Origin of the sequence: Methylobacillus draconifructus, assembly GCF_045984385.1 — a bacterium.
Taxonomy (GTDB): domain Bacteria; phylum Pseudomonadota; class Gammaproteobacteria; order Burkholderiales; family Methylophilaceae; genus Methylobacillus; species Methylobacillus flagellatus_A.
Window position 1 is genome coordinate 519,910 of the sequence record NZ_JBJQIJ010000003.1, and the last position, 21,007, is coordinate 540,916.

Annotated in this window: 21 protein-coding genes; all 21 read right to left on the reverse strand. The window is 57.9% G+C overall.

Translation table 11 applies throughout. The features are described 5' to 3' along the window. Window position 1 precedes the first annotated feature (1 nt). The 21 genes from ACKF11_RS08835 to ACKF11_RS08935 all read right to left on the reverse strand — a co-directional run bounded on the left by ACKF11_RS08835 (window position 2) and on the right by ACKF11_RS08935 (window position 21,006). The gene (locus ACKF11_RS08835; protein WP_407996755.1) at window positions 2-292 is read right to left on the reverse strand and encodes a hypothetical protein; all 291 of its coding nucleotides are present in this window, start codon (window positions 290-292) and stop codon (window positions 2-4) included. 6 nt (window positions 293-298) lie between these two features. Continuing rightward, a complete protein-coding gene (locus tag ACKF11_RS08840) occupies window positions 299-2,818 on the reverse strand; it encodes a phage tail protein (RefSeq protein WP_407996756.1) in 2,520 nt (839 codons plus the stop codon). A 51-nt stretch (window positions 2,819-2,869) separates the two neighbouring features. Beyond that, a complete protein-coding gene (locus tag ACKF11_RS08845; protein ID WP_309564602.1) occupies window positions 2,870-3,295 on the reverse strand; it encodes a C40 family peptidase in 426 nt (141 codons plus the stop codon). Then, window positions 3,265-4,116, reverse strand: coding sequence for a phage/gene transfer agent baseplate hub protein (locus tag ACKF11_RS08850; protein ID WP_407996757.1), 852 nt, complete (start codon window positions 4,114-4,116; stop codon window positions 3,265-3,267). The genes ACKF11_RS08845 and ACKF11_RS08850 overlap by 31 nt, the downstream gene beginning before the upstream one ends. Continuing rightward, window positions 4,113-4,709: a DUF2460 domain-containing protein gene (locus ACKF11_RS08855; RefSeq protein ID WP_407996758.1), complete on the reverse strand. Its 597-nt coding sequence runs from the start codon at window positions 4,707-4,709 to the stop codon at window positions 4,113-4,115. The genes ACKF11_RS08850 and ACKF11_RS08855 overlap by 4 nt, the downstream gene beginning before the upstream one ends. 7 nt (window positions 4,710-4,716) lie before the next feature. After that, a complete protein-coding gene (locus ACKF11_RS08860; protein ID WP_407996759.1) occupies window positions 4,717-7,290 on the reverse strand; it encodes a hypothetical protein in 2,574 nt (857 codons plus the stop codon). Beyond that, the gene (locus ACKF11_RS08865) at window positions 7,280-7,570 is read right to left on the reverse strand and encodes a hypothetical protein (protein WP_407996760.1); all 291 of its coding nucleotides are present in this window, start codon (window positions 7,568-7,570) and stop codon (window positions 7,280-7,282) included. Before ACKF11_RS08865 ends, ACKF11_RS08860 begins: the two co-directional genes overlap by 11 nt. 32 nt (window positions 7,571-7,602) lie before the next feature. Next, on the reverse strand, window positions 7,603-7,917 hold the full coding sequence (locus tag ACKF11_RS08870; RefSeq protein WP_407996761.1) for a hypothetical protein: 315 nt from the start codon (window positions 7,915-7,917) through the stop codon (window positions 7,603-7,605). A 2-nt stretch (window positions 7,918-7,919) separates the two neighbouring features. Further along, on the reverse strand, window positions 7,920-8,681 hold the full coding sequence (locus ACKF11_RS08875) for a hypothetical protein (protein WP_407996762.1): 762 nt from the start codon (window positions 8,679-8,681) through the stop codon (window positions 7,920-7,922). A gap of 56 nt (window positions 8,682-8,737) precedes the next feature. Then, window positions 8,738-9,148, reverse strand: a complete 411-nt coding sequence (locus ACKF11_RS08880) for a hypothetical protein (protein ID WP_407996763.1) — start codon at window positions 9,146-9,148, stop codon at window positions 8,738-8,740. 75 nt (window positions 9,149-9,223) lie between these two features. After that, window positions 9,224-9,436: a hypothetical protein gene (locus tag ACKF11_RS08885; protein WP_407996764.1), complete on the reverse strand. Its 213-nt coding sequence runs from the start codon at window positions 9,434-9,436 to the stop codon at window positions 9,224-9,226. Next, window positions 9,436-9,792: a hypothetical protein gene (locus ACKF11_RS08890; RefSeq protein ID WP_407996765.1), complete on the reverse strand. Its 357-nt coding sequence runs from the start codon at window positions 9,790-9,792 to the stop codon at window positions 9,436-9,438. Before ACKF11_RS08890 ends, ACKF11_RS08885 begins: the two co-directional genes overlap by 1 nt. A gap of 77 nt (window positions 9,793-9,869) precedes the next feature. Continuing rightward, window positions 9,870-12,038 carry a phage major capsid protein gene (locus tag ACKF11_RS08895; RefSeq protein WP_407996766.1) on the reverse strand — a complete coding sequence of 723 codons (2,169 nt, stop codon included), beginning with the start codon at window positions 12,036-12,038 and terminating at the stop codon, window positions 9,870-9,872. Window positions 12,039-12,157: 119 nt separating this feature from the next. Continuing rightward, a complete protein-coding gene (locus tag ACKF11_RS08900; RefSeq protein ID WP_407996767.1) occupies window positions 12,158-13,573 on the reverse strand; it encodes a PEP-CTERM sorting domain-containing protein in 1,416 nt (471 codons plus the stop codon). Window positions 13,574-13,696: 123 nt separating this feature from the next. Then, on the reverse strand, window positions 13,697-15,103 hold the full coding sequence (locus ACKF11_RS08905) for an SGNH/GDSL hydrolase family protein (protein WP_407996768.1): 1,407 nt from the start codon (window positions 15,101-15,103) through the stop codon (window positions 13,697-13,699). Continuing rightward, window positions 15,100-16,665, reverse strand: a complete 1,566-nt coding sequence (locus ACKF11_RS08910) for a phage portal protein (protein WP_407996769.1) — start codon at window positions 16,663-16,665, stop codon at window positions 15,100-15,102. Before ACKF11_RS08910 ends, ACKF11_RS08905 begins: the two co-directional genes overlap by 4 nt. Continuing rightward, on the reverse strand, window positions 16,662-17,204 hold the full coding sequence (locus ACKF11_RS08915; RefSeq protein WP_407996770.1) for a hypothetical protein: 543 nt from the start codon (window positions 17,202-17,204) through the stop codon (window positions 16,662-16,664). The genes ACKF11_RS08910 and ACKF11_RS08915 overlap by 4 nt, the downstream gene beginning before the upstream one ends. A gap of 3 nt (window positions 17,205-17,207) precedes the next feature. Beyond that, on the reverse strand, window positions 17,208-19,325 hold the full coding sequence (locus ACKF11_RS08920; protein WP_407996771.1) for a phage terminase large subunit family protein: 2,118 nt from the start codon (window positions 19,323-19,325) through the stop codon (window positions 17,208-17,210). Continuing rightward, entirely contained in the window at window positions 19,213-19,725 is a 513-nt protein-coding gene (locus tag ACKF11_RS08925; protein WP_407996772.1) for a hypothetical protein, read from the reverse strand. The genes ACKF11_RS08920 and ACKF11_RS08925 overlap by 113 nt, the downstream gene beginning before the upstream one ends. A gap of 178 nt (window positions 19,726-19,903) precedes the next feature. Continuing rightward, complete coding sequence (locus tag ACKF11_RS08930; RefSeq protein WP_407996773.1) at window positions 19,904-20,458, reverse strand: phage tail protein; 555 nt, start codon at window positions 20,456-20,458, stop codon at window positions 19,904-19,906. 140 nt (window positions 20,459-20,598) lie between these two features. Then, window positions 20,599-21,006 carry a hypothetical protein gene (locus ACKF11_RS08935; RefSeq protein ID WP_407996774.1) on the reverse strand — a complete coding sequence of 136 codons (408 nt, stop codon included), beginning with the start codon at window positions 21,004-21,006 and terminating at the stop codon, window positions 20,599-20,601. Window position 21,007: the final 1 nt, after the last annotated feature.

A 21,007-nucleotide genomic window follows, 5' to 3' on the forward strand; every position in this document is an offset into this window, starting at 1 on the left:
CTCACCACCTGATAATTGTGACAAAAATACTCACGCGCTCGACAGAGTTTGCAGTGAAGCTCCATGAGACTGTCTGGCCCGAGATCGTCAATACTGGCGACTGTTTACCGATGGAATTGCCAGGTGTGATGATGCCCCAGGAATTATTGACCTCATTGCTCTTCAGGTCGATAAGCCGGCTGCCATTCGCAACCCCCGTCCAGAACTGGTCAACCACGCGGGGCAGGCGGCGGGTATGCTCTACAAGAACAGTGCCATCTGCAGCTCGGGTTCTGAGTCCAAAAATTGCCATATTCCCTCACGGCAACAGCCGCCCCATCTCAACCCGGACCACGCCGTTATCATCAATCACCCGCACAATATCGCTCTCGATTTCAAGCCGGCCGCCCAGGGCCGCGCTCTTCATCGTCAGCAAGCCTGCCCCGCTCACCTTGAACAAGCCCCCGATATCGATGCTGCCCCCCACGATCTCTGCCGCCTCCAAGCGCAAGGCGACCGACACCGTTCCAGCCAGTATTCGATTGGCCGCAATCAGGGGCGTTGCAGGTTCATAAGCGCTGATACCGTCCCATTCGTAAAGGCTCATGTCGGCCCGCACGTAAATGATGTCGCCCATGTAAACCGTCGGCACCAGGGCGAATACCGGCACCCCCCCTACGCTGCCAGTCGTCGCCATCACCGGCCCGGTCAAGATGCCCACCTCGCCATAGATCGAAATCAGCCTAGCCCAGTAGTACAGGGTCTTGCTCGATTCCCCGACCGCATCCGAATATCTTGCAAGCAAGGGGGAAACCGAGGCGATCACGGTGGCATTGTTGAAGTCGTCGTCATCCGACCGCAGAAAATCAATGCGGCTGTATTTCTCAGGATCTTCCGGCCTACCCCATTCCAGAATGACGGTGGTTTGAAATACGGTCGCGGTAAGGCTGGCTAGCGCGGGCGGCGGCGCTTCCTGAATCGTGTAGCTGTATGCCGTGACATCAGCCAGCGATTGCGAGCTGAGCCCGTACACGTTGAAGCTGACCAGCTTGATATAGATCTCGCGCCCTATCCAGTCAGAAGGCACGGCGTACTTGAAGATATTGTCATCAAGCCGGGCAAACGGCGCGCCCGCCAGGTGGCTTGATATCTCCGTGCCGTATATACCCCGGTTGAGATATTCCAAGTCATATTCACCCACGCCCACCAGGGTGCTGTCACGATAGGCCAGCAGCTCGCCCCCCACGTAGCAAGTGGTAATGCGGTCTTCCATATCCTGCTGCGTGGCGGGTTCCAGCTCCCCGGTATGGATCTCGACCTCAAGCGTGTTGACCTCGTCCGGGCTAGCCTGGGCAGGCAGATCCGCGCGCAGGCTGCCATGCCGGGCGCTACCGGTGATCAGCCCTACTCGGCGGTAGCTGTCCCCGTCCAGGCTGGCCCAGACTTCGCAGCCGCCCCAGTTTGGCCCGCCCGATGTCGCCATCCAGATTTCCGGCCCGCTAGGCACCAGGGCGACAGGCGGCTGAAATATCAACGGCGCGTTAGCATCGCCCGGCGCCACGCCGGCATCAGGCCCGCCGCCGACTGGCACCTGCACAGGGGGCGCTTCGCTGGCCGCATCCAGCGTACCGGTGTAGGGTTCGGCGATCACATCATAGTCGCCCTCATCCCCCTCGTTGATCTCGATGATCATCACCGGCTCCTGCCACAAGCCAAGCAGCGGATCTGTCAGCGTCACAACATCCATGGGCTCCAGGGCAACCCAGCGTTCGGAAAGCCGGAACTTGAACTGCCCGCGAATATATAGCAGGCGGTGCAAGCGGTGTTGTGCCACCCACCAGGCCACCGGCGCGCTTTTCACGGCCGTGTAGACTTCAGTATTCGCTGGTCGCAGCCCGTAGCGGTCGACTTGCGCCTGGTCGACCTCTTCGTAGGTCGACGTGTTGTAATCGTTGCTGGCATCCTCGTATTGAACGCTCAGCCGGTTATAGGCGTCATCCTCATTACCTGGCTCGAAGGTCACGGGCAGCTCGTCACCGGACACCAGGAAATCATCTGCACCCAAGTGCGCCACTACGCCGGCGGAATCGGTCAACGGCTTAAACTTGAGATCGCCTTCTGACCACACCATGCCGATGTTGGACATTGACGTCCACTCGCGCAGGTATTCGGCGGCCGCCTTGATTTCGACCACCTTGGGGCTAAAGGTCACATCCTGCGCGGCTAGATAGGTGTCGATCGCGCCAAGCCCATTCAGCCGCACGCTCGGGAAGCCTGCACCAACCAGCTTGCTGGATAGAAACAGTTCGATGTAGCCCCCCAGCCGCGTGTTGAGATCAGGAAACCCGCGCAGTTTGACGCTGAAATTGGGCAGGTTGGCGCTGCTGCCCAGGTCATAGGCTGAAACCGCCAGCAGCGCAGTGCCGCTGTAGCCCAGTGCCTGGGCAGGGTAGCGGCTGGTCAGTACGCTCCAGGTCGGCTGACCCAATGCGCCGGCAAACAGCTCGAAGCCCAGGGACGAAGGCACTTTGAACCCCTCATTGCCTGGCATGACGCTATCGACGGCAATGATGCCCTCGCCCAAGGCCAGCATCAGCCCGGTTTTGTAGGTGTAGCTGATGCTGACGGTTGAACCACCACCCCCACCCTTGCCGCCGCTCGATTGCTTTTTCCGGTGTTCAATGGCCTGGAAGCCGCCATACCAGATGATATTGCCAGTAGCCCGGTTCTCCCCGAAATACAACGGCACCGGCGCACCATATGCAGACGTCTGCAATCTGACTGCAGAAAGCCGCTCTTCCTTGTTGACGATCGGCTTGGTGGAAAATAACCCGCTCATGTAGACACCTCAAATCGCCAGTTTGCGATTTGGTGCAAACTGGCAAGTTATTTATTGTTGCTTGACCCTGAAAAAGCGGACATCACGCTCGGCAAGATGGCCCTCATGGGCGCTTTGCTCGCGGACAAAATCGCCGATGTAGCAATGCAGCACCATCGGCCAGGCCACGACAATGCTGCCGTGGGAAAAAGTCCGAGCAAATTTGAAAACGGCCACATCCCCGCGCACCGGCTTTTCCACCTCGTCGGCATATTTTTCTAGCCAGCGGACAAACCGCTCATCATCGCGATGAAAGTGCCAATCGCGCGGATACGGCCTGGGATCCACATGGGGAATCAATCCCGCCTCTTCAAATACGGCACATAGCAGCTGCGCGCAATCCACGCCGACGCCTTGCAGCCTGGCCTGGTGCTGCCATGGCGTATTGATCCAGCGCCGGGCTACCCTTAATACGCGGTTTCTGGTTTTGGTATCCACGGAAAGCCCCTGAATCTTGCCTTGTTGGCAAATTTGTTGATGCACGTATCCAGCGTGCGGTCGCACCCTGGATAGGCCTTGAAGGTATCGCCTACTGCCACATCGGCACGCAATGGCACGACCAGGTTGAGCGTATCGCTCGTGGTGCGTCCGATCGTCACTTGCACGCCCTGGTTGGCGCCGCTGGTAAATTCAATGGCGCCATAGTTGAGGTAGGCATCCGTCAAGGACAATGCATGCTTGATCTGGCGCCGGTTGCTGCCGGCCTGCACGCTGCCGGTCATGGCCCGAGCCTCGCGGTTGACGCCACAGCCTGTGTCGTACAGCGTATTTCCGCAGCCGGGGGTAAAAGCCCTGGCCGGCATTTCGCGATTGAGCAGGTTGGTAAAGCTCTTGACGCTCATCTTGACCTCGACGCCTGTGACCAGGTCCACCGAGATACTGCCCTCGAACTGGTGTATAGCCCCGGCGGCAGGCAACGAAAAATCGGTGAAATATGCCCGCTCCAGCAGCAAGGTGGCATCCTTGAGCGCCCCGGTGCGGGCCGCCGTGATAAACGGCACGCCCTCCACGGCCAGATCGGCAGGCGGAAACACCGTCAACTCCATGGTGTCGACCTCGATGCCCATCACCCAGCGCACCCTGCCCCGCTCCAGCGGCACAGGGTTGAAAGTCAGCGCATCCAGCTTTACCGGCACGTCACAGCCGGTCCAGCGTAATGTGATGCCGGTGGCGGTGATGATGGTGAACAAGTCGGCCCGGCGGTATACCTGCACAGGGGAATCCAGCAAGGACTGCACGGCAATCGGTATCGTCTTCATTTGGTCTTCACCGTTCGTAGTTCCAGCTTGCCGTTCTGCCACCATTGGTGCATGAATTTCTCAAACTCGACATCATCATTGGCAAAGCGCACCCGCCAGTAATACTCGCCGCCCCAGCGCAACACAGCACCATCAGCAGGGGCGGCATCAAAGGTAATCTTGCCGGCGTTGGCATCCAGCACATACCCCGCCGTGATCTCCGTGCCGCCCACGCTCAGCATGAGCAGCGACTTAACGGCGCTTATTGGGGCTGTACTGCCGCCCCAGTCGCGCCACAACCGGAAAGTGCGCGTAACGCCATCGCCGACACCGAAAACGCTATCGGCTGTCTGAAAATCGCGCTCATCCTCAAAAAGGAAATCATCCCGCCGCCCGCCGTGGCGCATGAAAAAACCGGCAATGTCCTGCAGCTCATGCTGCCTGCCGGCACGCAACAGCTCGTATTTCAAAACGATCTGCCATACCGGATAGGCTTCGTAGGTCGTGCGCGTTTCCAGCCTGGTAGCGCTTTCGCGCACAATGGTGTTGTGAACCGGCGTCCACTTCACCGACGGCGATAGGCCGGGAAAGCTGGGTAGCACTTCGTTGCTCATGGATCGCTCACTTCATGAAATCACGGCCGGCACTGTTAATCGCCTTGACCAGTTCTTTTTTATTGGCAATGAAAAACCCGTTCGCATCCGCGCCTTTCAGCACGATCGGAGGCAAATTGCCACCCCCTGCAGCGCCCCGCTCGCTTAAAGCCCGGATCACGTCCGCGTGCTGCGCCGGCAATACCATCTCGCGCTCGTGCAACTGCGTGAGGGGATTGACGCCACCTGGGATGTCATAGCCGCCCTGGGCGGATGCGACACTACCCGCCAGGCCAGCCACGACCGTGAATGCCCCGGCCGCCACTGCCGGCGCCAGGAAAGGGCCGACATACGGGATACCCGCAATGGCGGCATAGGCGCCGGCCATGGCCTCATAGGCGTCATTCATGATGCTGACCAGCGTACTGCTGCCGCTCAATGCCGTGCTTTGCGCTGCTGCAGCCGTCTCGATGCCAGTGCGCGTCGTGGCGCCCGCAGCAGTTGCCATGGTCTTGCGCGTTTCGTTCGCCACCCAGTTCATCAAGACCCGTACGCCCATCGCCGCATATTCCGAGGCGATGTTCAGCAGCATGTTGCGGGTAACATCGCGTAATGTCTGCGTGCCTTGAATCATGCCGGTAATCGACTTATTGAACGCATTGGTGATCGGCGCGAACATTTCGTCATAGTCCGCCTTCTGCTGCTTTGCCATCTCGTTTTCTATGGTCTTTTTATCCAGCTCGTGCTGGCGCTTGATTTCCAGCACACGGTCCATGGCCTGCTGGTAGGCGATGGCGTCGTTTTCCAACAGGGCAGCGCGGTCCATCGCAGCCTGCAGCTCAAGCTGGTATTCCCGCTCCTTGAGCATGGCCAGCTGCACCAGGCGCTGCTGGTTGTTGATGTCGCCCATCGCCAGCTGCTGGTCAAGGTTCAGGCGCTGCAGCTCCAGCTCGTGCAGCTGGTAGGTCTGCCGCCGCTGCTGCGCCATGGCCTCAATCTGTTCCATCTGCGCCTGGTGCTCGCGCGCGGCCTGCTGCACCGCCGTCATGGCCTGCTGGTACTGCTGGCTTTCCAGCCCGTACTTTTCGCCCACCTGCGCGGCAATCTCGGCGGCAATGCGGATGCGCTCCATGCCACCCGCCGCCTGCACGGCATATTCCGCCTGCAGCTCTGCCATGCGCTGGTCAAACGCCGTGCGCTGCATGTCCTGCTCCAGCGTGATGTACTTGCCCAGCACGGCGCGGCGCTCTTCCTGGCTCATGGCCACGGTGTCCAGGATGTTTTTCCAGTAATCCCGCTCTGCGGCCTGGCTGAAGGTATGGAAGGTGCCCGCCGCGATCTGCTCCTGCGCAAAGGCATTGCGCATATCCTGCAGCCGCGCTTCCCATTCGCTGGAGCGGTTCACGGTTTTCTGGTCATCGGCCGGGCCGGGCGCGGTGGCCCCTCCACCGGTGGAATCGGCAATGGGCGTGGGCTGGGCAAACAGGTTCCAGAGCTTTTCGCGCGTATCCTCAGCGGTTTTCAGGATGTTGCCCAGCCGCTTTTCGTTGATGGCTTCCAGCTCCGCCTGCCCCCTGTCCCACGCCGCCTTTGCGCCGCTCCAGTCACCCTGAATGGCCCGCATGGTCACGCTCACCACCTGCCCGATGCGCGCGCTCAGCCGCTCGAACTGCAGCATGACAAGCTGTATCACAGTCTCCACCACCATGCGCATGCCCCAGAACACCGAAGCCAGGCCGCCGATGGCGCCGCGAATCACGGTAATGGCCGCCGGGCCGATGGCCGAAAACCAGTTGCCAAGCTGGGTGAGCACCGGCATCAGGGCGCTGCCGATGGCGTTACGCGCCCCATCCCACACCTGCATCACGCCCGCCATGGATTCCGTGTATTCACGGCTGGCGCGGGTGTTTTCCTCACCCACCACCAGGCCGAGCGCTGCCGCCCGTTCCCGCGCGGCCTCCATCTTCTCCGGCGTCATGTCCAGCAGGGCGTTGACGTCTTTCCAGTTGTCCGTGTATATCTTCAGGCCCTGGACATTGCGGTCGGTGCCCTCGCGGAACTTCATCAACGCAGCGTTGGTGTCGTTCATAATGGCAATGCCGCTGCGCAGGTTGCCGTTGCTATCGCGCGTGGCAACGCCCAGCTCCCTGAACAGCTTTTCGTTGCTGCCCAGTTGCTCGTTGATCTTTTTATGCGCCTCACGGAAGCCGTCCGTGGTAGCGCCCGCCCCCTGCAGCGCCATCTGCAAGGCCTGCGCCTCGCTGGCGGAAATGCCCAGCTCGCGGGAGAGGCGGACGTTTTCCTGCGTCAGCAGGTTGGCATCGTCCGCCGCGCCCTTGAGCCAGCGCCCAGCCACTGCAACCGCCGCCACAGCGGCCAATTGCCCGCGCAACCCTTCGATTTTCCCCCGCAAGCCATCAAAGCCCGCGTTCATCTTGTCGGTGTTTTCCTTGAACGCGGCCTGCATGCGGCTGCTGGCGTCGCGCATGGTGCTCTGCAGGCGCTGCCCGGCGGTCATGCTGGCCTGGGCAAGGCGCTCAAACTCTGCATCAACCTCGCTGGCATCAGCGCCTACGCTAAAATTGACGTCCTTATCCGCCATTTTTTTGCCTTTTCCTTTCCAGGTATTCTTCCGCCGTCAGGTATGGTTCCGGCTTGCTTAATGGGATGTGCTGCAGCAGGTGCTCAAGCTGGCCATCATCGACCTCTGCCGCCACGGCTGGCGCCGGATCAGCAGGCTTGACGCCGAGATAGGCCGCCACCATGAGATGCAGCGGCGGGTGCTTGCCGTAGTAGGCCTCGAATTGGGCAAGCCGGGGAACGTCCAGCTCGTGCATGACGTAGTGCCATGTCCAGCCGGTGCAGGCGCACAGGCTGGCCACGCGATGCTCGATGCTGGCACCTTCCCCGGCTGCTACTCCCCCGCCCCGGCTTCCTGCTGCTTGCGCATCAGGCCGGAGACATCCATGCAGGCCTGCATGACATCGGCCATGTTGCCCATATCCACCATCTCCCCCACTTGCTCGCGGGTGAGGTCTGGATAGTTGCGCAGCAGGGCCGCATGCGCGGCATCGATGACGGTTTCGATGGAGTCAAGATCGCCCGCCGCCTTGAACGTCTCCAGCCGGGGGCGGAGCTGCACCACGGCATTGAGTGTCAAGGGCGGCAGGATGTAGTCCTGCCCCGCCAGCGTGATGCGCACGCCGGGGATTTTAACGATATCGGCCATAGTTACTCTGCCAGGCTCAGCGTGCCGATTTCGCCCGCGTCGTTGGCCATCGCCGAAAACTCAAAATCCGGGATGAAAAAGTCATCAGACTTGAACGGCAGTGAGAACTTGTTGGAGGTGCAGCTATTCAGCGACAAGGTCAAATGTTTGCCCTTGAATCGCGTCATCAGCTGGCAGCTGAAAAACGGCGCTTCGCCCATCAACTGATTGGTGATGGCGATGGTCTGGCCGCCGGTGGTGGTGTACTCATAGCTGATCAGCACGCGCTTTTCAGCTTGTGCGGCGTTGAATGTGTACACGCCAGCGCTAACCTTGTACTCGCCATCATCCGGGGTATCGCTGGCGTCCACTTTTTTCAGCGACAGGCCCGTGACGCCATCGCGCACGCCGAGATCAGTGAGGAATGTGCCGCTTGATGGCGGCGTGACAGTGACGGTAAAAGGCGATTCATCCGGCAGCACCACGCCGAAGTCATTCACCGCCAGGCGGCTGCCTGCCGTCGTCTCGACGCCGAAAAACAGGTCGCCGAGAATGGCAGCCTTGATTTCCGCCAGCTTGCACTTGAAAGACAGCTTGCCCTTGCCGCGCCCAACCGCGATTGGGAACTGCCCCGCGCCGTAAAGCAGCTTTTCTTCAAAGCTAAGGTCGCCTGTGACCTCCTGCATGGTGCCGAACTGCACTGGCGTGCCGTTGGCGATGGTTGCGCCCGCCGCGTCAAGCTGCGGGATGGCTGTGAGAATGCCGGTGCCGAAACCTAATTGCATGATGTTCTCCAAATAAAAAACCCGCCGCAGCGGGTTAGGTGAAAGTTGCTGAACCGTTAAAGCACGGTGGAAAGCCTGTCGTAGGTGATGGTGTAGCGCACCACGACCTTGCCGCGCTGCTCGTCGCCGTCGTCAAACTCCCAATCGCGCGACTGGTAGCTGACCTCTGCCACCATGTCCAGCAGGGGCTGGTAGGTAGCGATTGCCACATGCGCGGCTGAAATAATCGGGTCTGCCACTGCATCCGGCGGCGATTCCGCCACATGCACGTCAAGCTCGATATCCAGCTCATTGGCCTTGAGGCCGCTGCCGAGCGTGCGCGTGGCTTCCGCCACCGGCTTGAGGTTGACGGCTGGCAGTTCCGCCGCGTCAAAAGACTCGGTGCGCGCCCGATAGACGGACGCACCGATGTTGCCGGTCAAGAGCGCCTGATAGATGTGCTGCAGGATCTGTTCTGCGATGGTCATTTTTTCAGCCCTGCCCTGGCAAACCTGCCGTCATCAAGCCGCTGCGGCGCGCCGCGCACTTTCCACGCCACACCGTCAACCGTGATCTGCACGCCGCTGACCAGGCCGGGGAAGTCGGCCGCCACATAAAGTGATGATCTTGTCCCCCGCCACCTGCTCGCCGCCGAAGATCTCGGCATCCGGCTCATCGAGCAGCACGAGCTTTTCAGTGCCGGGCGCGCCAATCGTCAACCGGGCCGGTACGCCAAAATCCTGCAGGTACACCTGCAGATCCTCGGCGAATGCCATTACTCTGCGGATTCCGTCGCTGGCGCAAGGTTAGGCAGGGTGCCGGTGGCTTGCGCGTGGGTGGTGATGGCAGAGAGCAGGTGATTAAGCGCAGAGAGCGGGTCCGCCACCACTTTAGCCTTGGCACGGGCATCCTCTTCTTCCAGCGCGGCCTTGCGGTCTTTCTCGTCCGCGTATTCCAGCTTGTGGGCATGCACCAGGTATTCGTCATAGGTCAGCGCGACGGTTTCGCCCCCTGCCAGCGTCTTTCGTGACTTGGTGACGGTGCCGCCAGTGCCTTTTGCCTCTGTCTCCAGCTCGACAATAAAGCCCTCGCGCACGGTGAAATTTTTCTTGCCTTCGGTTTTTGTAGCCATGTTGGCCTCCATAAAAAATGTACAGACGTCTGCAAAAAACAAAGGGCGCCGCAGCGCCCTTGTTGAATGCGGATTGCTTATGCCTGCGGTGTCAGCGCATCGGACATGACGCTGAACGCTGAAGCGTGGCGCACACCTACATCGACAGAATGCGCCGCGCGGATCAGCAGGCCGCCGCTGGCAAAAGCGTCCTCGTGGTATGGGTTAGGCAGGATTTCCAGCGCGCCCCACTCGCCAATCAGCACCTCGCTCCATGCGCCAAAGAACAGCTCAGAGCAAATGCCTGCGCTTGTGCCCTTGGTCAGGTTTTTACGCGCCTGGTTGGTCACAGCGGCGGCATGGCCGTTCAGCTCGCCAGGCGTGGCACTGCGGCCGCCGGTTGGCGAGGTGGTCCACAGGTATTGCCCGGTGGTGGATTTGGCCTTTTTCAGGTAGCCCTTGGTGCGAGGGTTGACCAGGTAGGCCAGGCTGCCCACATCGGCATTGGCATCTTCGACGGCGGTTTCCATGTCGATGATGTGGTCCAGCGTGATATTCGCGCCGTTGGTGCCGCCGATGATGCTGTTGATGCCGTTGGTGTTGGCGATGCCCAGCGGCTGACCGCTCAAGCCGGTGCCGCTCAGTGCGGCCAGGTCGATACCCAACGCCAGGGTGGCGATGAGGTCGGCACGCACGATCATCTCGATATCGGGCGTGGATTGCAGCAGCATGTTGCGCGTGATCAGGCTATAGGTGCCGATGCTCTTGAGCGCCAGCGCAACCTTGCCGAATGTGCCGCTGGTCTTGGGCATGTCGCTGCCCTCGGTAAACCAGCCGGGTGCCGCGCCAGTGAGTTGCTTGGGGATGTCCACATTGCCCACCAGGCCGGAGAGCACGGTAGCGCCCAGCTGCATCACCTTGGCCTTGTTGCGCAGCATCTCGATAAAGCTGCCGTACATCAGATCAGTCGCCACAAGCGCGCCGCCGGTTGCCAATGCCCCGGTGTTGTAATCACGCTGGTCCTGATTATCGCGGCGCGCGGCAAAGCGCAGGTTGGTCGGCACCATGAAGGCGTTCTCGTGGCTCAATTCCTTGCCGCTGCGCTTGATGATTTCATCGCTCACTTCGCGCTCGAACCCGGCCTTTTTCCAGTCGCCAGAGATGGCGGCATTGAGGGCGCGGATCATGGAATAGCGGGATTTTTCCGCATCCGTCAAATCTGGGCTGGGGTTGCCGCCCAGATCGGCCACAGGCCCATTGCCGCCATCCTTGCTACGTTGCGCGATGGAGGACAACACCAGGCCGCGCACGCTGGAGATGCTGTTGCCATCGTCGATCATTTTCTGCATCACATCCTGCGGCACGCTATGCGCACGGCAGAGTTCTGTGATTTCCTTGATGCGGGCGCGCTCCTTGGCGACCGCATCGCCAGCACCCGCGCCGCGTGGCTGTTCTATTACAGCCGCCTGCTTGCGTTGATTCAGTTTCATTTCTGTTCCCTTCGTTGATTGATTTTTACCGCCACCCAAGGACCGGCCACCGCCCACCGTGGCATCCGCCGGAACCGTCACCATGGAAAACTCCACCGGCTCCCAGTCGATCGCCGTGTAGCTCTCCTGCTCCACATCCTCCACCCACTTGTAAACCTCGTAGCGGAGAGAGACATTGACCAGCACCTCGTCGAGCACCTGCTGCAGCGCCCAGTCGCCGAATTGATCCTTGCCGAAACGCACCGTGCCATACAACCGCCCCTGCACCTGCTCCAGGCCTTCTACCCGGCCCAGCAGGCTGTAGGTGTCGTGGTTGTAAAGCAGGGGCATGTATTTCTGGCGATCGCCTACGCGGATCGCGCCAGGGTCATGCGAGAGGATTTCCGCCCCATACCAGCGCTGCACTGGTACGTCGGATGAAAACGGCAAACGCACTGTGCGGCGTGTCGCGTCATACTGAATCTGCTGCAGCCACTCAGAGCGCGACTCCTCCGTCTGCTCGGTACGCTCAGGATCGTCCTCGTCGTCGGTGCGCTCGGGGTCGTCCTCGTCGTCCGTACGTTCGGGATCGCCTTCGTCGTCCGTACGTTCGGGGTCGTCTTCGTCGTCCGTGCGTTCGGGGTCGTCTTCGTCGTCCGTGCGTTCGGGGTCGTCCTCGCGCTCATCCTCCTCGGTCCGCAGCGCCCGCAGCTTGCCGCTATGCTCTATCCCAAAGGTGCGCAGCTGCACCTCGCCTTTTGGCGGCGCTTTGTGCGCACGCCCTGGGGTATTTGCCATTGCTTGCTCCCATAAAAAAAGCCACCCGAAGGTGGCTGGTTGAAAATTGATTCGCGCCGGAGAGGGCAATAAAAAACCGCCCGGAGGCGGCTTTATTGTCGTGCTAAATAAAATTTTTATTAAAGCTTGCGTAATCTACGTGCTACAAAACCTAAAACGCTCAGACCTAGTAATAACATTGCATAGCTACTTGGCTCTGGAACAGCTAACACTGTAAATGATATTCCAGAACTTGAATAATCGAGATTATAAGAAAACTGATTTAAATCCAGGCCATTTACATTAACTTGTAGGAAAGAATAGCCAAGTCCATACTCACCAAGTTCATCGGAAAACACAGATCCATTAAAAATATTAAATGTGCTACCAATTGTAGGGATGAAAGAATCGAAATTTATGTTTAAAGCTCCATTGGCGATCATGTAACCAGTAAAATTCACCGAATCATAACTTATCCCCTGCTGAAGCCCAGCAATATTAATAGTGAAATTGGAGTCCGACCTCAGATATAAATCTCCGTCTATATTAAGTTGATTGGGAGTTTCGCCTAATGAGACATTCCCTGCAAAAATATTAACTATCCCTTTCAAGTTGCCATTCGCAACAAAATCTCCACCATATATCTGGAAACCATCGACATCTGTAAGGACAAATGAAGCGTCGGTAATTTTTGTTGTACCAGAATTTTGAGTGTAAGCAGCGCCAATATATGATGCTCCAGCTTCAATAATGACCTCACCACCATTGTTTGAAAATCTTTGGCCTTCGGACTCATTACCTAGTACAAAACTTGCTCCAGACTTTACTCTAAACGAACTATCTACCTTATTATTAACAGCACCATAATAATTATCGACGAGCAACGTACCAGAAGAAACTTCAATTACTCCATCATTATCAAAAAGATTAAAAAGTCTTGCTACCTTAGCTGCACCTGGATTTGCATCTATAGTGCCATTATTCACCAAAGGGCTCCACCACCGATTCCAATAACTTGTATAGGTGTTTGAACCTTCCTTAAGAGTCATTGTTCCGTTATTAACGATTGCACCTGTTGCGGCTGTCAAAGCACCTTCCAAAGTCGTGTTTCCGTTCAAAATAAGCTTAGTTGATCCGCAATCATCACACCAGTGAGGACTAGTGCCTCCTTCTAGGGACATACTAGATCCATTGGAACCCAACACAGCATTACCATTGACAGTTAACACTCCCATCCAATTATCACTAGAGCTTGAAGATGGGCTGAAATTGATGCTCCCTGTATTCCAGTAAAGATTATTGGTGGTCATACTCCCCGAACCTCTAATCAAACCATTATTTAAGGTAAGAGTGTCGATATGGACATCACCACTTAGGTAGATCTCTCCACTATTAATAATTGCGTTATCTGTTGAGCCTGGCACTGTCGCCCCGCTCCATTTAGATGAATCAATCCAGTCCCCGGTGCTGCCATTCCATGTAACATCCGCAAAAACAGGATGTGACAATGAAAACAATGCTGTTATAGCAACAATAATCCTTACTGATTTATTCATTTCTCCACCCCATTTGTTTGAATACAATTGAAGATATATATCAATTGGCGATTATTAACCATAGTCCAACCGGACTAATCTCTCAAACACAAAGAGAATAAAACCATAAAATTAGGTAATCCCTTAGAGCCCTAAATTGATTAAAAATCTGTCTAATGCTGGCGCTACAATGTCACGTGAGTCATGCAGTGATAGATGAGTGCTGTCTGTCGTAACAATAGGGAGTACTGCTGCATCAAACACTGGTACATCCATCTGACGAACCAGTCGGTTCCCACGCGTCCATGCCATCAATGTAGGTCCTGCATTATTTTTTATCGGAAACACTGTCCGAACTATCGTCTGCCTACCCGCCGCTTTTCGCAACGCGATGATGTCTTGCACTAATAAAAGATTGGCATCAATGACAGTATCAGCGAAACCGGAACCGTTAACACTGAATGGCTGGATAATTGCGATATCACCTGTCAGGCCTATGCTATTTGTACAAAGCGCTTTGTAGCGGCCAAGGAAATGTGACGCTGTTTTACCTTCATAGGCATAATTCTGAAAACCCCAGGGAAGTCCAGCCAAAATCCGATCATTAACAACTTTCGCCGCCCAGCTATAGTTGAATGGTTTTCGATTTTCACCAGCACCTGTTGCCAGCTCTTGCGTGGTACTGTCACCGATAGCGTCCAGAGTAAAAGTTCTAACCAATCCTCCAGAACGAATTTCAACGCCGACAACCGGGGAAAATTCTGAATTTATGGTGCCATTTGGCATTGCGCCTTGGTTGGCTGTTACGTAATTGCCAGAAGAGTGGTTGGCGAAATATTTTAGGCCAGGCAGCATAGAATTGATATTAATTTGCCAGTCTGAAATTGGGCGTGACCCAGTAGCGCCCACTGTGCCTGCTTGTTGGGATGGCATTATCAATCGACTATAAAAGGCACCACCTTTTACTGGCATGGTTCCCTCAAACCACGGCGTTGTCACGCGACTTACCAAGCCATTGGTTGCGTAATCAGGGTCAGCTGCGGGCACAACTATGCCAGACGCTGTTGTCCAAGTAGCGGCACTACCATCCGCATTGAATGCATTAACTTCCGAACCATCTCGACCAGTGGCGACAGCAAAACTGCTGATTGTAAATTCCGCGTTATTCCCAAACTCAAGAATAAACCGAAACTCAACCGGCCCTGCCGCAACACCTTCAAGCTGCCAGCGCTGACAAAATGTGTACCCAGTTCCGATGGTACCGAAACCTGCTGTGTTTGCCAGTTTAATCTTGAGACTGTTGCCATAGACCGAGGACGGAAGTGGGTAACCATCCGGCCCAACAAGCACCGTCTGCCCGGTCGTGGGGTCGGTGAAGGTTTTGGCAATGCTCTCCACCGGATACGCCGTGATATCCACCCCTGCCCCGCTGGCAAGCACGGCCTGGGTAATGTCCGCCGCAAGGGCATTGCCGCGGGCGGCTGTGTAGTCGCCTGCCAGAATGTCCTGCCCCGCTACGCGGGTGGTGTATTTGACTCTGATGTCCATCATTCGCTCTCTTTCTTGTCTTCCGTCTGGCCTGCTTGCGGCTGTTCCGCGCCCTTGTCGTTTACCTGGCTGGGATCGGTATCGACCACCAGGCCAAGGTCCAGCAGCAAGGCATTTTCGTCCGACAGGCCTTGTGCCACATCCTCGAAATCCAGGCCGCTGCCTGTTTCTGCGATGACTTCGGCACGGGTGGTGAAGCCGCCGCGCACTGCCATCTTGTAGGCGTTGACCTCTTTCTGTGGGTCTATCCAGCTCCAGCCGCGCGGTTTGAAGCGGGCTTTGGTGTACACCCGCCGGCGGGTGTAGTAGTCGTCGATGCTGAGTACGCCGGACAGCACGGCGGCATCCATGAATTCCAGGTGCAGCCGGTGCCGCAGCTTGCGGATGGTCCATCCTTGCAGGATGCGGTACATGACGCGATCTTCCAGCAGGCTGAGGCGGCTGGAGCTGTAATTGCTCTGGCTGAAATCCTTGCTCAGGCTCTCGTAGCTGATGCCCACACCCGCCGCGACCGAGCGCAGCATGAAGCGCATGAAAGGCTCCAGCGCTGCATTGGGGCGGCTGGGGTTGAAGCCCACAAAATCTTCGCCCGGCAGGAGCTGCTTGAAGGTGCCGGGCGCGCTATCTATCTCGCGCTTGCGATACTCCGGCTCATCTCCTGCCTCGCTCTTGATGAAGCCGACGATATTGGCGCTTGCTCGCGCGGCGACAATCTCGGCTTCGCTGTAGCCCGCCATATCGCGCAAGCGGCGAATAGTGGCATGCAGCATGGGCACTCCGCGCGTCTGCGGCCAGCGCTCCACCTGGTAGAGGTGAATAATGTCACCCGCCGGGATGCGGATGAACTTCGCAGGTTCGAAGCTTCGGAACGCGTAATCGCCCGGATGGCTTGGGTGAAACCAGTACGCCACTGCCCTGCCCCACTGGTCCATCTCGACGCCCATGCGGATGAGGTTGCCATTGGGTGCGCGCGCCGTCTGCCATTGGTCCATGAGCCGGTCCGCTTCGATCAGCTCCAGCCCGAGCGGAATGCGGCTGCCGCCGAAGGGCTGGCGCACGATGCGGATGATGGCCTCGCCCGCCTCGAAAATCTGGCTCCATGCCCAGGCCTCGATGTCGGCAAAGCCGAGCAGGCCTGCCACATGGCAGGTTTCCGGCATGGCCCACTCGCACCATTCGCCCTCGATGTCGTCATTGATCGCCTTGATCAGCTTGCCGTCTGCTCCCTTGACCTGCGCTTGCAGGCCGATGCCAGGGCCGATGACGTTCTGCCAGACAATGCGCTGGGCATTCTTGGCGGTTTCGTTATCGCGGATGAGCTGGCGCGACCGGTCGCGCAGCGCACGCAGGCTGCCGATGATCTCGGAATCTGCCGAGGTGCTGGTTGCTGTCCAGTCTGAGGTGAGGCGATTGAATTCCGCCCCGGCATATTGCCGCAGCAGCGCGTTGGTTTTGCCCACGGCGGCACGTTCTGCCGCTTCGATCACGCGCCTTTCGCGCCACTCTGCAAGCACGCGGGAGCCGGGATGCCTGATCTTTTCTTGTACGTCTGCCCAGGTTGTCATGCTCGTGTGAACCTCGCGAATCGGTCGCTGGAGATGCCTTTTTCGGCATTCACGCGCTGCCGCCAGTAGGCGATGATTTTGAGGATGTCCGCCGCGGCCTCGAATTCCATGCTGCGGCTGGCGATGCTGTAACGGCGCACCTTGCCGCCGCTGCTGTTGAATTGCGCCAAGGCGGCTTCAGCTTCTGCCAATGCGCGTTCAGCCAGGGTGCGGCCATCATGGCCTGCGCCTATGCTGGCAAAATCCGGCTGCACTTGCAGCTGGCCCATGCCGACCGTGAGGCGGACACCTGATGCTGTTACCCGCTTGCTCCAGGCATAGGTGCCTGCCACAAGTTTCGCGCTCTCGGTTTCATCGAGCGTGACTGCCCAGCCATCCTCATATGCTGTGCCAGTGAGCGTGATGGGAGCACCAGGGCCGCGCAACTCGATCACGAGGGCGTAATCAGCCGAGCTGATGTAGGCGCCCGCGTGATGAAATGCGGTTTCCACCCACTGGGCGGTATCACCTGCGACGATGCAGGCCGGTATGCTTGTCATGGTTTACCACCTTTTGGGTAGGTTGCCGCCATTGCGTGGCGGCTTGTTGAGCTTGTCTTTTTCGTGGGTAGTCAGTAAATCAGTACCGCCCCCAGCCTGCGCCTGATCTTGCGTTTGGCCATCGGCCTCAACATCGATCGCGCCATCCTCTTCAAGGTCTGGCTCGTCATCCGGTTGAGGTGCCGCAGCAAAGATGTCCGGCTGACGTACCGCTTGCTCCAGCTCATCCCAGCGCTGTTCGGTGTATAGATGCACCTTGAGAGCGCGCGCCGCATGTAATGCCATGACTTCGCAATCCAGCGCCTCATTGCGTACGCCAGATTTTTTAAGCCAGACACGGCGGTTTCTACTGCGCGGAGCAGGTGCTTTGACCTCGCTTGTAAGCTGCTCGAAATAGTCATCTCGCACCCCTTCGTAAACGTGCATGCGGCCGGGGCCGCTGCCAGTGAGCTTGACGCGCCCGGCTTTTTCATCCGCGCCCAGGATCAGGTCCTTGGCTTTTTGCGTGCCGATCATGTAGGGCCGCAGGCCGTACTTGCTGGCTTTCTGCTTGCTGCCCTGGCCTTTGTGGTCCACAGGGACACGCGGCAGGGAGTAGATTTCCCGGTCGCCGGTGTCCTGCGAGAAGCCCTTGCCTGCCATCACATGCTTGCGCTTGTGCTTGCGCACGAAGGTGTACACCGCGTCCGAGGTCTGGCCGTCGGACGAGTCTATGGTGGCGGCAGAAATGCGCAGCTTGGCACCGCCAGCATGCTCGACGGTGCCGAACAGTAGCAGCTCCAGGTCAGGCCACACGCCCTGCCCCGGTATCATGGTCTGCCCGTACAGCTCGCCCCAGTACACAAGCCAGCTTTCCTCCCCGCGCCCCCAGGCGCGGATGATGACGGCGACACGGTCGTGCTGCACGTCCACTCCTGCTGTGAGGACGATGCCGCCCCACGGCACGGTTTTTTCCGGGTAGGACATGAGCAGGCGCTTGCGCAGTTCATCAAGCTCCGGCATGCCGCTCTGGTACTCGTAGGGCAGGCCGAGGTTGCTGTTGATAAACACGCGCATTTTGAAATCATCGCCCTGCGCCAGGGCGTGGTCGGCGGCAAGGCGTTTTTTTACCAACTCCGCCAGACGGGAGCCAGGGAACGGGCTGTAAAGCTCGTTGATGTAAAAGCCGCGCGCGCCGTAGAAAGGTGCTGTGGCGACCGGATAGAGCCGCGCCACGTTGCGGCGCTTGTCCGCATCGTTCCAGATGCCGCCACAATGCGGGCAGACGTAGTAGGCGCTTTCCGGGTCGGCCTTGCCGTAGATTTCGTGGTTCAGATCCTCGCGCGTGTCCCAGCGGACATACTGCCAGGCCAGCACATGAGACTCGCCGCAGTGATGGCATGGCACCATGAACACCTGCTTGTCTGAGCCGTTGTAGGCAGCTTCAATGCGGGATGCCGTCTTGATCGTCGGCGTGCCGCCATAGACGATCTTGTGCCGCGCGTAGGTTTTCGTCCGCTCAACCAGCATGGAGATGGTGTCGCCCTGCCCGCCGATGTTGGCATTGCAATCGTCTGGTTCTTCGACGAACACCACTGGCGCGGGCGTTGACTTGACCGAGGCCTCCGAGTTGGAGCCGACGAGCTTGAGAAACCCGCCGGGAAACTGCTTCATCAAGGCGGTGTTGTCTTTCGACCTAGTCTTGTCCACCGGGATTTTCGCGGCCAGGCGAGGCGTTACCTCCACCATGGGCGTGAATTTTTCCACGTTATACATGCCCGCCGCGCCCTCTTTGGCGAACATGACGATCATCGGGCATGGGTCAACATCAATGCGTTTGCCGATGTAGTTGTTGACCACGCCATCAGTCCAGCCGACCTGCGCAGACTTCATCGAGACTACGGTATGCACGGCCGGGTCATCCAACGCGGCCATCATGTACTTTACCCAGGGCGTCAGATCAGGGTTGTATCTGCCCGGCAAGGCCGTTGCCTTGGCAGACAGCCGCCTGTATTTTCGGCTCCAATCCTCAGTGCTGATCTGCTCCGGCGGCTGCAGTATCTGCGTCAGGCGCTTGATCAGCGCCCTCACCGACTGGGTCGTATCGAGCAAGCTGCTGTAAGGTTGCGCGAGTGTGGTCATTGAGTATCGTTAAATCCAGGTCGATGCCGTACAGCGTATCCAGCGTGGTCTTGAGCTGGTCATCACGCGCCAGCAGATCGACGCGAAACGCTGTCACCATCTGCGATAGCTCTTGCTCAAGCTGGGCAACATTGACCAGCTGCCCACGCTTTTCAAGCAGCGTCAGCATTTTCAGTTCGCGATCAACGCGCTCGGTCATCACCCGCTCTGCTACCAGGCTATCTCCGTCAGGCGAGACATGCCCAGCTGCCATCTCACGCAAGTGGGCAATGTATTTTTTTCGGATGTCATCAAGTGCAGACGTCTGCAAACTCAGGCCCAGTTTCTGCAGCAAGCGGCTCACTGCCGACTGGTCAAGATCAAGGTGCTCGGCAACGTCTGCCTGGGTGAGTTTTTTCATGGCCGGTATCCGCGCCGCCAAGGTAAGCGGCAAAAAAAGCCAGGAGATCAACCTGCATCCATAAGCAGGAAATATGACCCCCTAGCAAAACTCATATCTGGAGAAATTTCGCGCTCTTTGCGCCCGCGTAGTAGGGCTGCAGGAAGGACCCAAGAATTTTTCGCGGACGGCTTGCACATCAGGCTTTGAATCTTGACCTGGCGTACTTGATCTCGTGCTCTAGCAATACGGGATAGCGACTCTCAACGTATCGCTCTATCACATTCATCACGGTGGCATTGGCAAATGCCACGGCAGCTGACGGCCCGTAAAGCTGGTTGATCGGCAAGGCCGACCAGACTACACGACCGCCCTTTAGCACTCGCTTGTGCTTCGCGCTGTTGTCACGCTTGAATACGCCGACATGCCCGCTGAGCGTTTTTGCGATGAACGCGCCGCGCACTACTTTGCGAGATCCTTTGACCTTCACCGATACCCCGGCGGCCACCTGACGCGCGCCGAACTCGATCAGGGGTACGGCCCTGTGAAAGCAGCGAATGACAATCTGCCGGCGCTGCGGCGTAGCCTTGCGCGCCTTGAACTTGCTCTTGATGTCCTTGAGCTTGAATCCATACCCTGCCGCTCTGATCTCTCGGGAAGACTGCGCAATGATTTCGGTAGCGAGCTTATTGAGCGCGCGGCTCACAGCCTTATTGCAGATCGCATCATTGGCCTCAGCCATCTTGACGCGCATACGTCTGATATCCGTGGCAACACTAAGATTGAGCATAATCGTTAGGCAATAAAAAACCCGACCAGCGGAGGCTAGATCGGGTTATTTGTTCGCACTGATTAACAGCGTGCCTGAATCATGCCAAATTATTCCGGAGCATGTCAAGCAACTGCCCGCGAAATTTTTCGCGGCTTCTTCACCTTTGGCCTCACGGGCAGCTTCACACCGGCTGCTAGATCATTCATAAAGCCAATGATGAATTGGTGAGCCCGACCAATACGCGTGTAATACGTACTCACAGAACAACCACAATAGGCCGCCTTTTGATTCACATCAGTGGTATGCAGATAACAGGCCTCAATCACATCAAAGTGAATCCGCTCCAACGCCATCACACACTGATCCATCTCGTAAGCCTGACTGTCCATCTCCGGTGACCAATAGCCCGAAGTCTGAGGCGCCACCTTCAGGAAAGACACCTTGCGCGGGAACCCAAGCCCACCTTCATCACGCCGCAGCCTCCAATCTGCCCAACTCTTCAACCGACCTGCCACGTAAGTATCAAACATC

Bases quoted from the DNA above. Each gene is read 5' to 3' on its own strand.
- ACKF11_RS08920 (WP_407996771.1), bottom strand. From the start codon at position 19,325: ATGACCACACTCGCGCAACCTTACAGCAGCTTGCTCGATACGACCCAG.
- ACKF11_RS08910 (WP_407996769.1), bottom strand. From the start codon at position 16,665: ATGACAACCTGGGCAGACGTACAAGAAAAGATCAGGCATCCCGGCTCC.
- ACKF11_RS08840 (WP_407996756.1), bottom strand. From the start codon at position 2,818: ATGAGCGGGTTATTTTCCACCAAGCCGATCGTCAACAAGGAAGAGCGG.
- ACKF11_RS08880 (WP_407996763.1), bottom strand. From the start codon at position 9,148: ATGACCATCGCAGAACAGATCCTGCAGCACATCTATCAGGCGCTCTTG.
- ACKF11_RS08895 (WP_407996766.1), bottom strand. From the start codon at position 12,038: ATGGCAAATACCCCAGGGCGTGCGCACAAAGCGCCGCCAAAAGGCGAG.
- ACKF11_RS08915 (WP_407996770.1), bottom strand. From the start codon at position 17,204: ATGACAAGCATACCGGCCTGCATCGTCGCAGGTGATACCGCCCAGTGG.
- ACKF11_RS08935 (WP_407996774.1), bottom strand. From the start codon at position 21,006: ATGTTTGATACTTACGTGGCAGGTCGGTTGAAGAGTTGGGCAGATTGG.
- ACKF11_RS08860 (WP_407996759.1), bottom strand. From the start codon at position 7,290: ATGGCGGATAAGGACGTCAATTTTAGCGTAGGCGCTGATGCCAGCGAG.
- ACKF11_RS08930 (WP_407996773.1), bottom strand. From the start codon at position 20,458: ATGCGCGTCAAGATGGCTGAGGCCAATGATGCGATCTGCAATAAGGCT.
- ACKF11_RS08885 (WP_407996764.1), bottom strand. From the start codon at position 9,436: ATGGCATTCGCCGAGGATCTGCAGGTGTACCTGCAGGATTTTGGCGTA.
- ACKF11_RS08855 (WP_407996758.1), bottom strand. From the start codon at position 4,709: ATGAGCAACGAAGTGCTACCCAGCTTTCCCGGCCTATCGCCGTCGGTG.
- ACKF11_RS08905 (WP_407996768.1), bottom strand. From the start codon at position 15,103: ATGATGGACATCAGAGTCAAATACACCACCCGCGTAGCGGGGCAGGAC.
- ACKF11_RS08835 (WP_407996755.1), bottom strand. From the start codon at position 292: ATGGCAATTTTTGGACTCAGAACCCGAGCTGCAGATGGCACTGTTCTT.
- ACKF11_RS08890 (WP_407996765.1), bottom strand. From the start codon at position 9,792: ATGGCTACAAAAACCGAAGGCAAGAAAAATTTCACCGTGCGCGAGGGC.
- ACKF11_RS08900 (WP_407996767.1), bottom strand. From the start codon at position 13,573: ATGAATAAATCAGTAAGGATTATTGTTGCTATAACAGCATTGTTTTCA.
- ACKF11_RS08875 (WP_407996762.1), bottom strand. From the start codon at position 8,681: ATGCAATTAGGTTTCGGCACCGGCATTCTCACAGCCATCCCGCAGCTT.
- ACKF11_RS08870 (WP_407996761.1), bottom strand. From the start codon at position 7,917: ATGGCCGATATCGTTAAAATCCCCGGCGTGCGCATCACGCTGGCGGGG.
- ACKF11_RS08925 (WP_407996772.1), bottom strand. From the start codon at position 19,725: ATGAAAAAACTCACCCAGGCAGACGTTGCCGAGCACCTTGATCTTGAC.
- ACKF11_RS08850 (WP_407996757.1), bottom strand. From the start codon at position 4,116: ATGAAGACGATACCGATTGCCGTGCAGTCCTTGCTGGATTCCCCTGTG.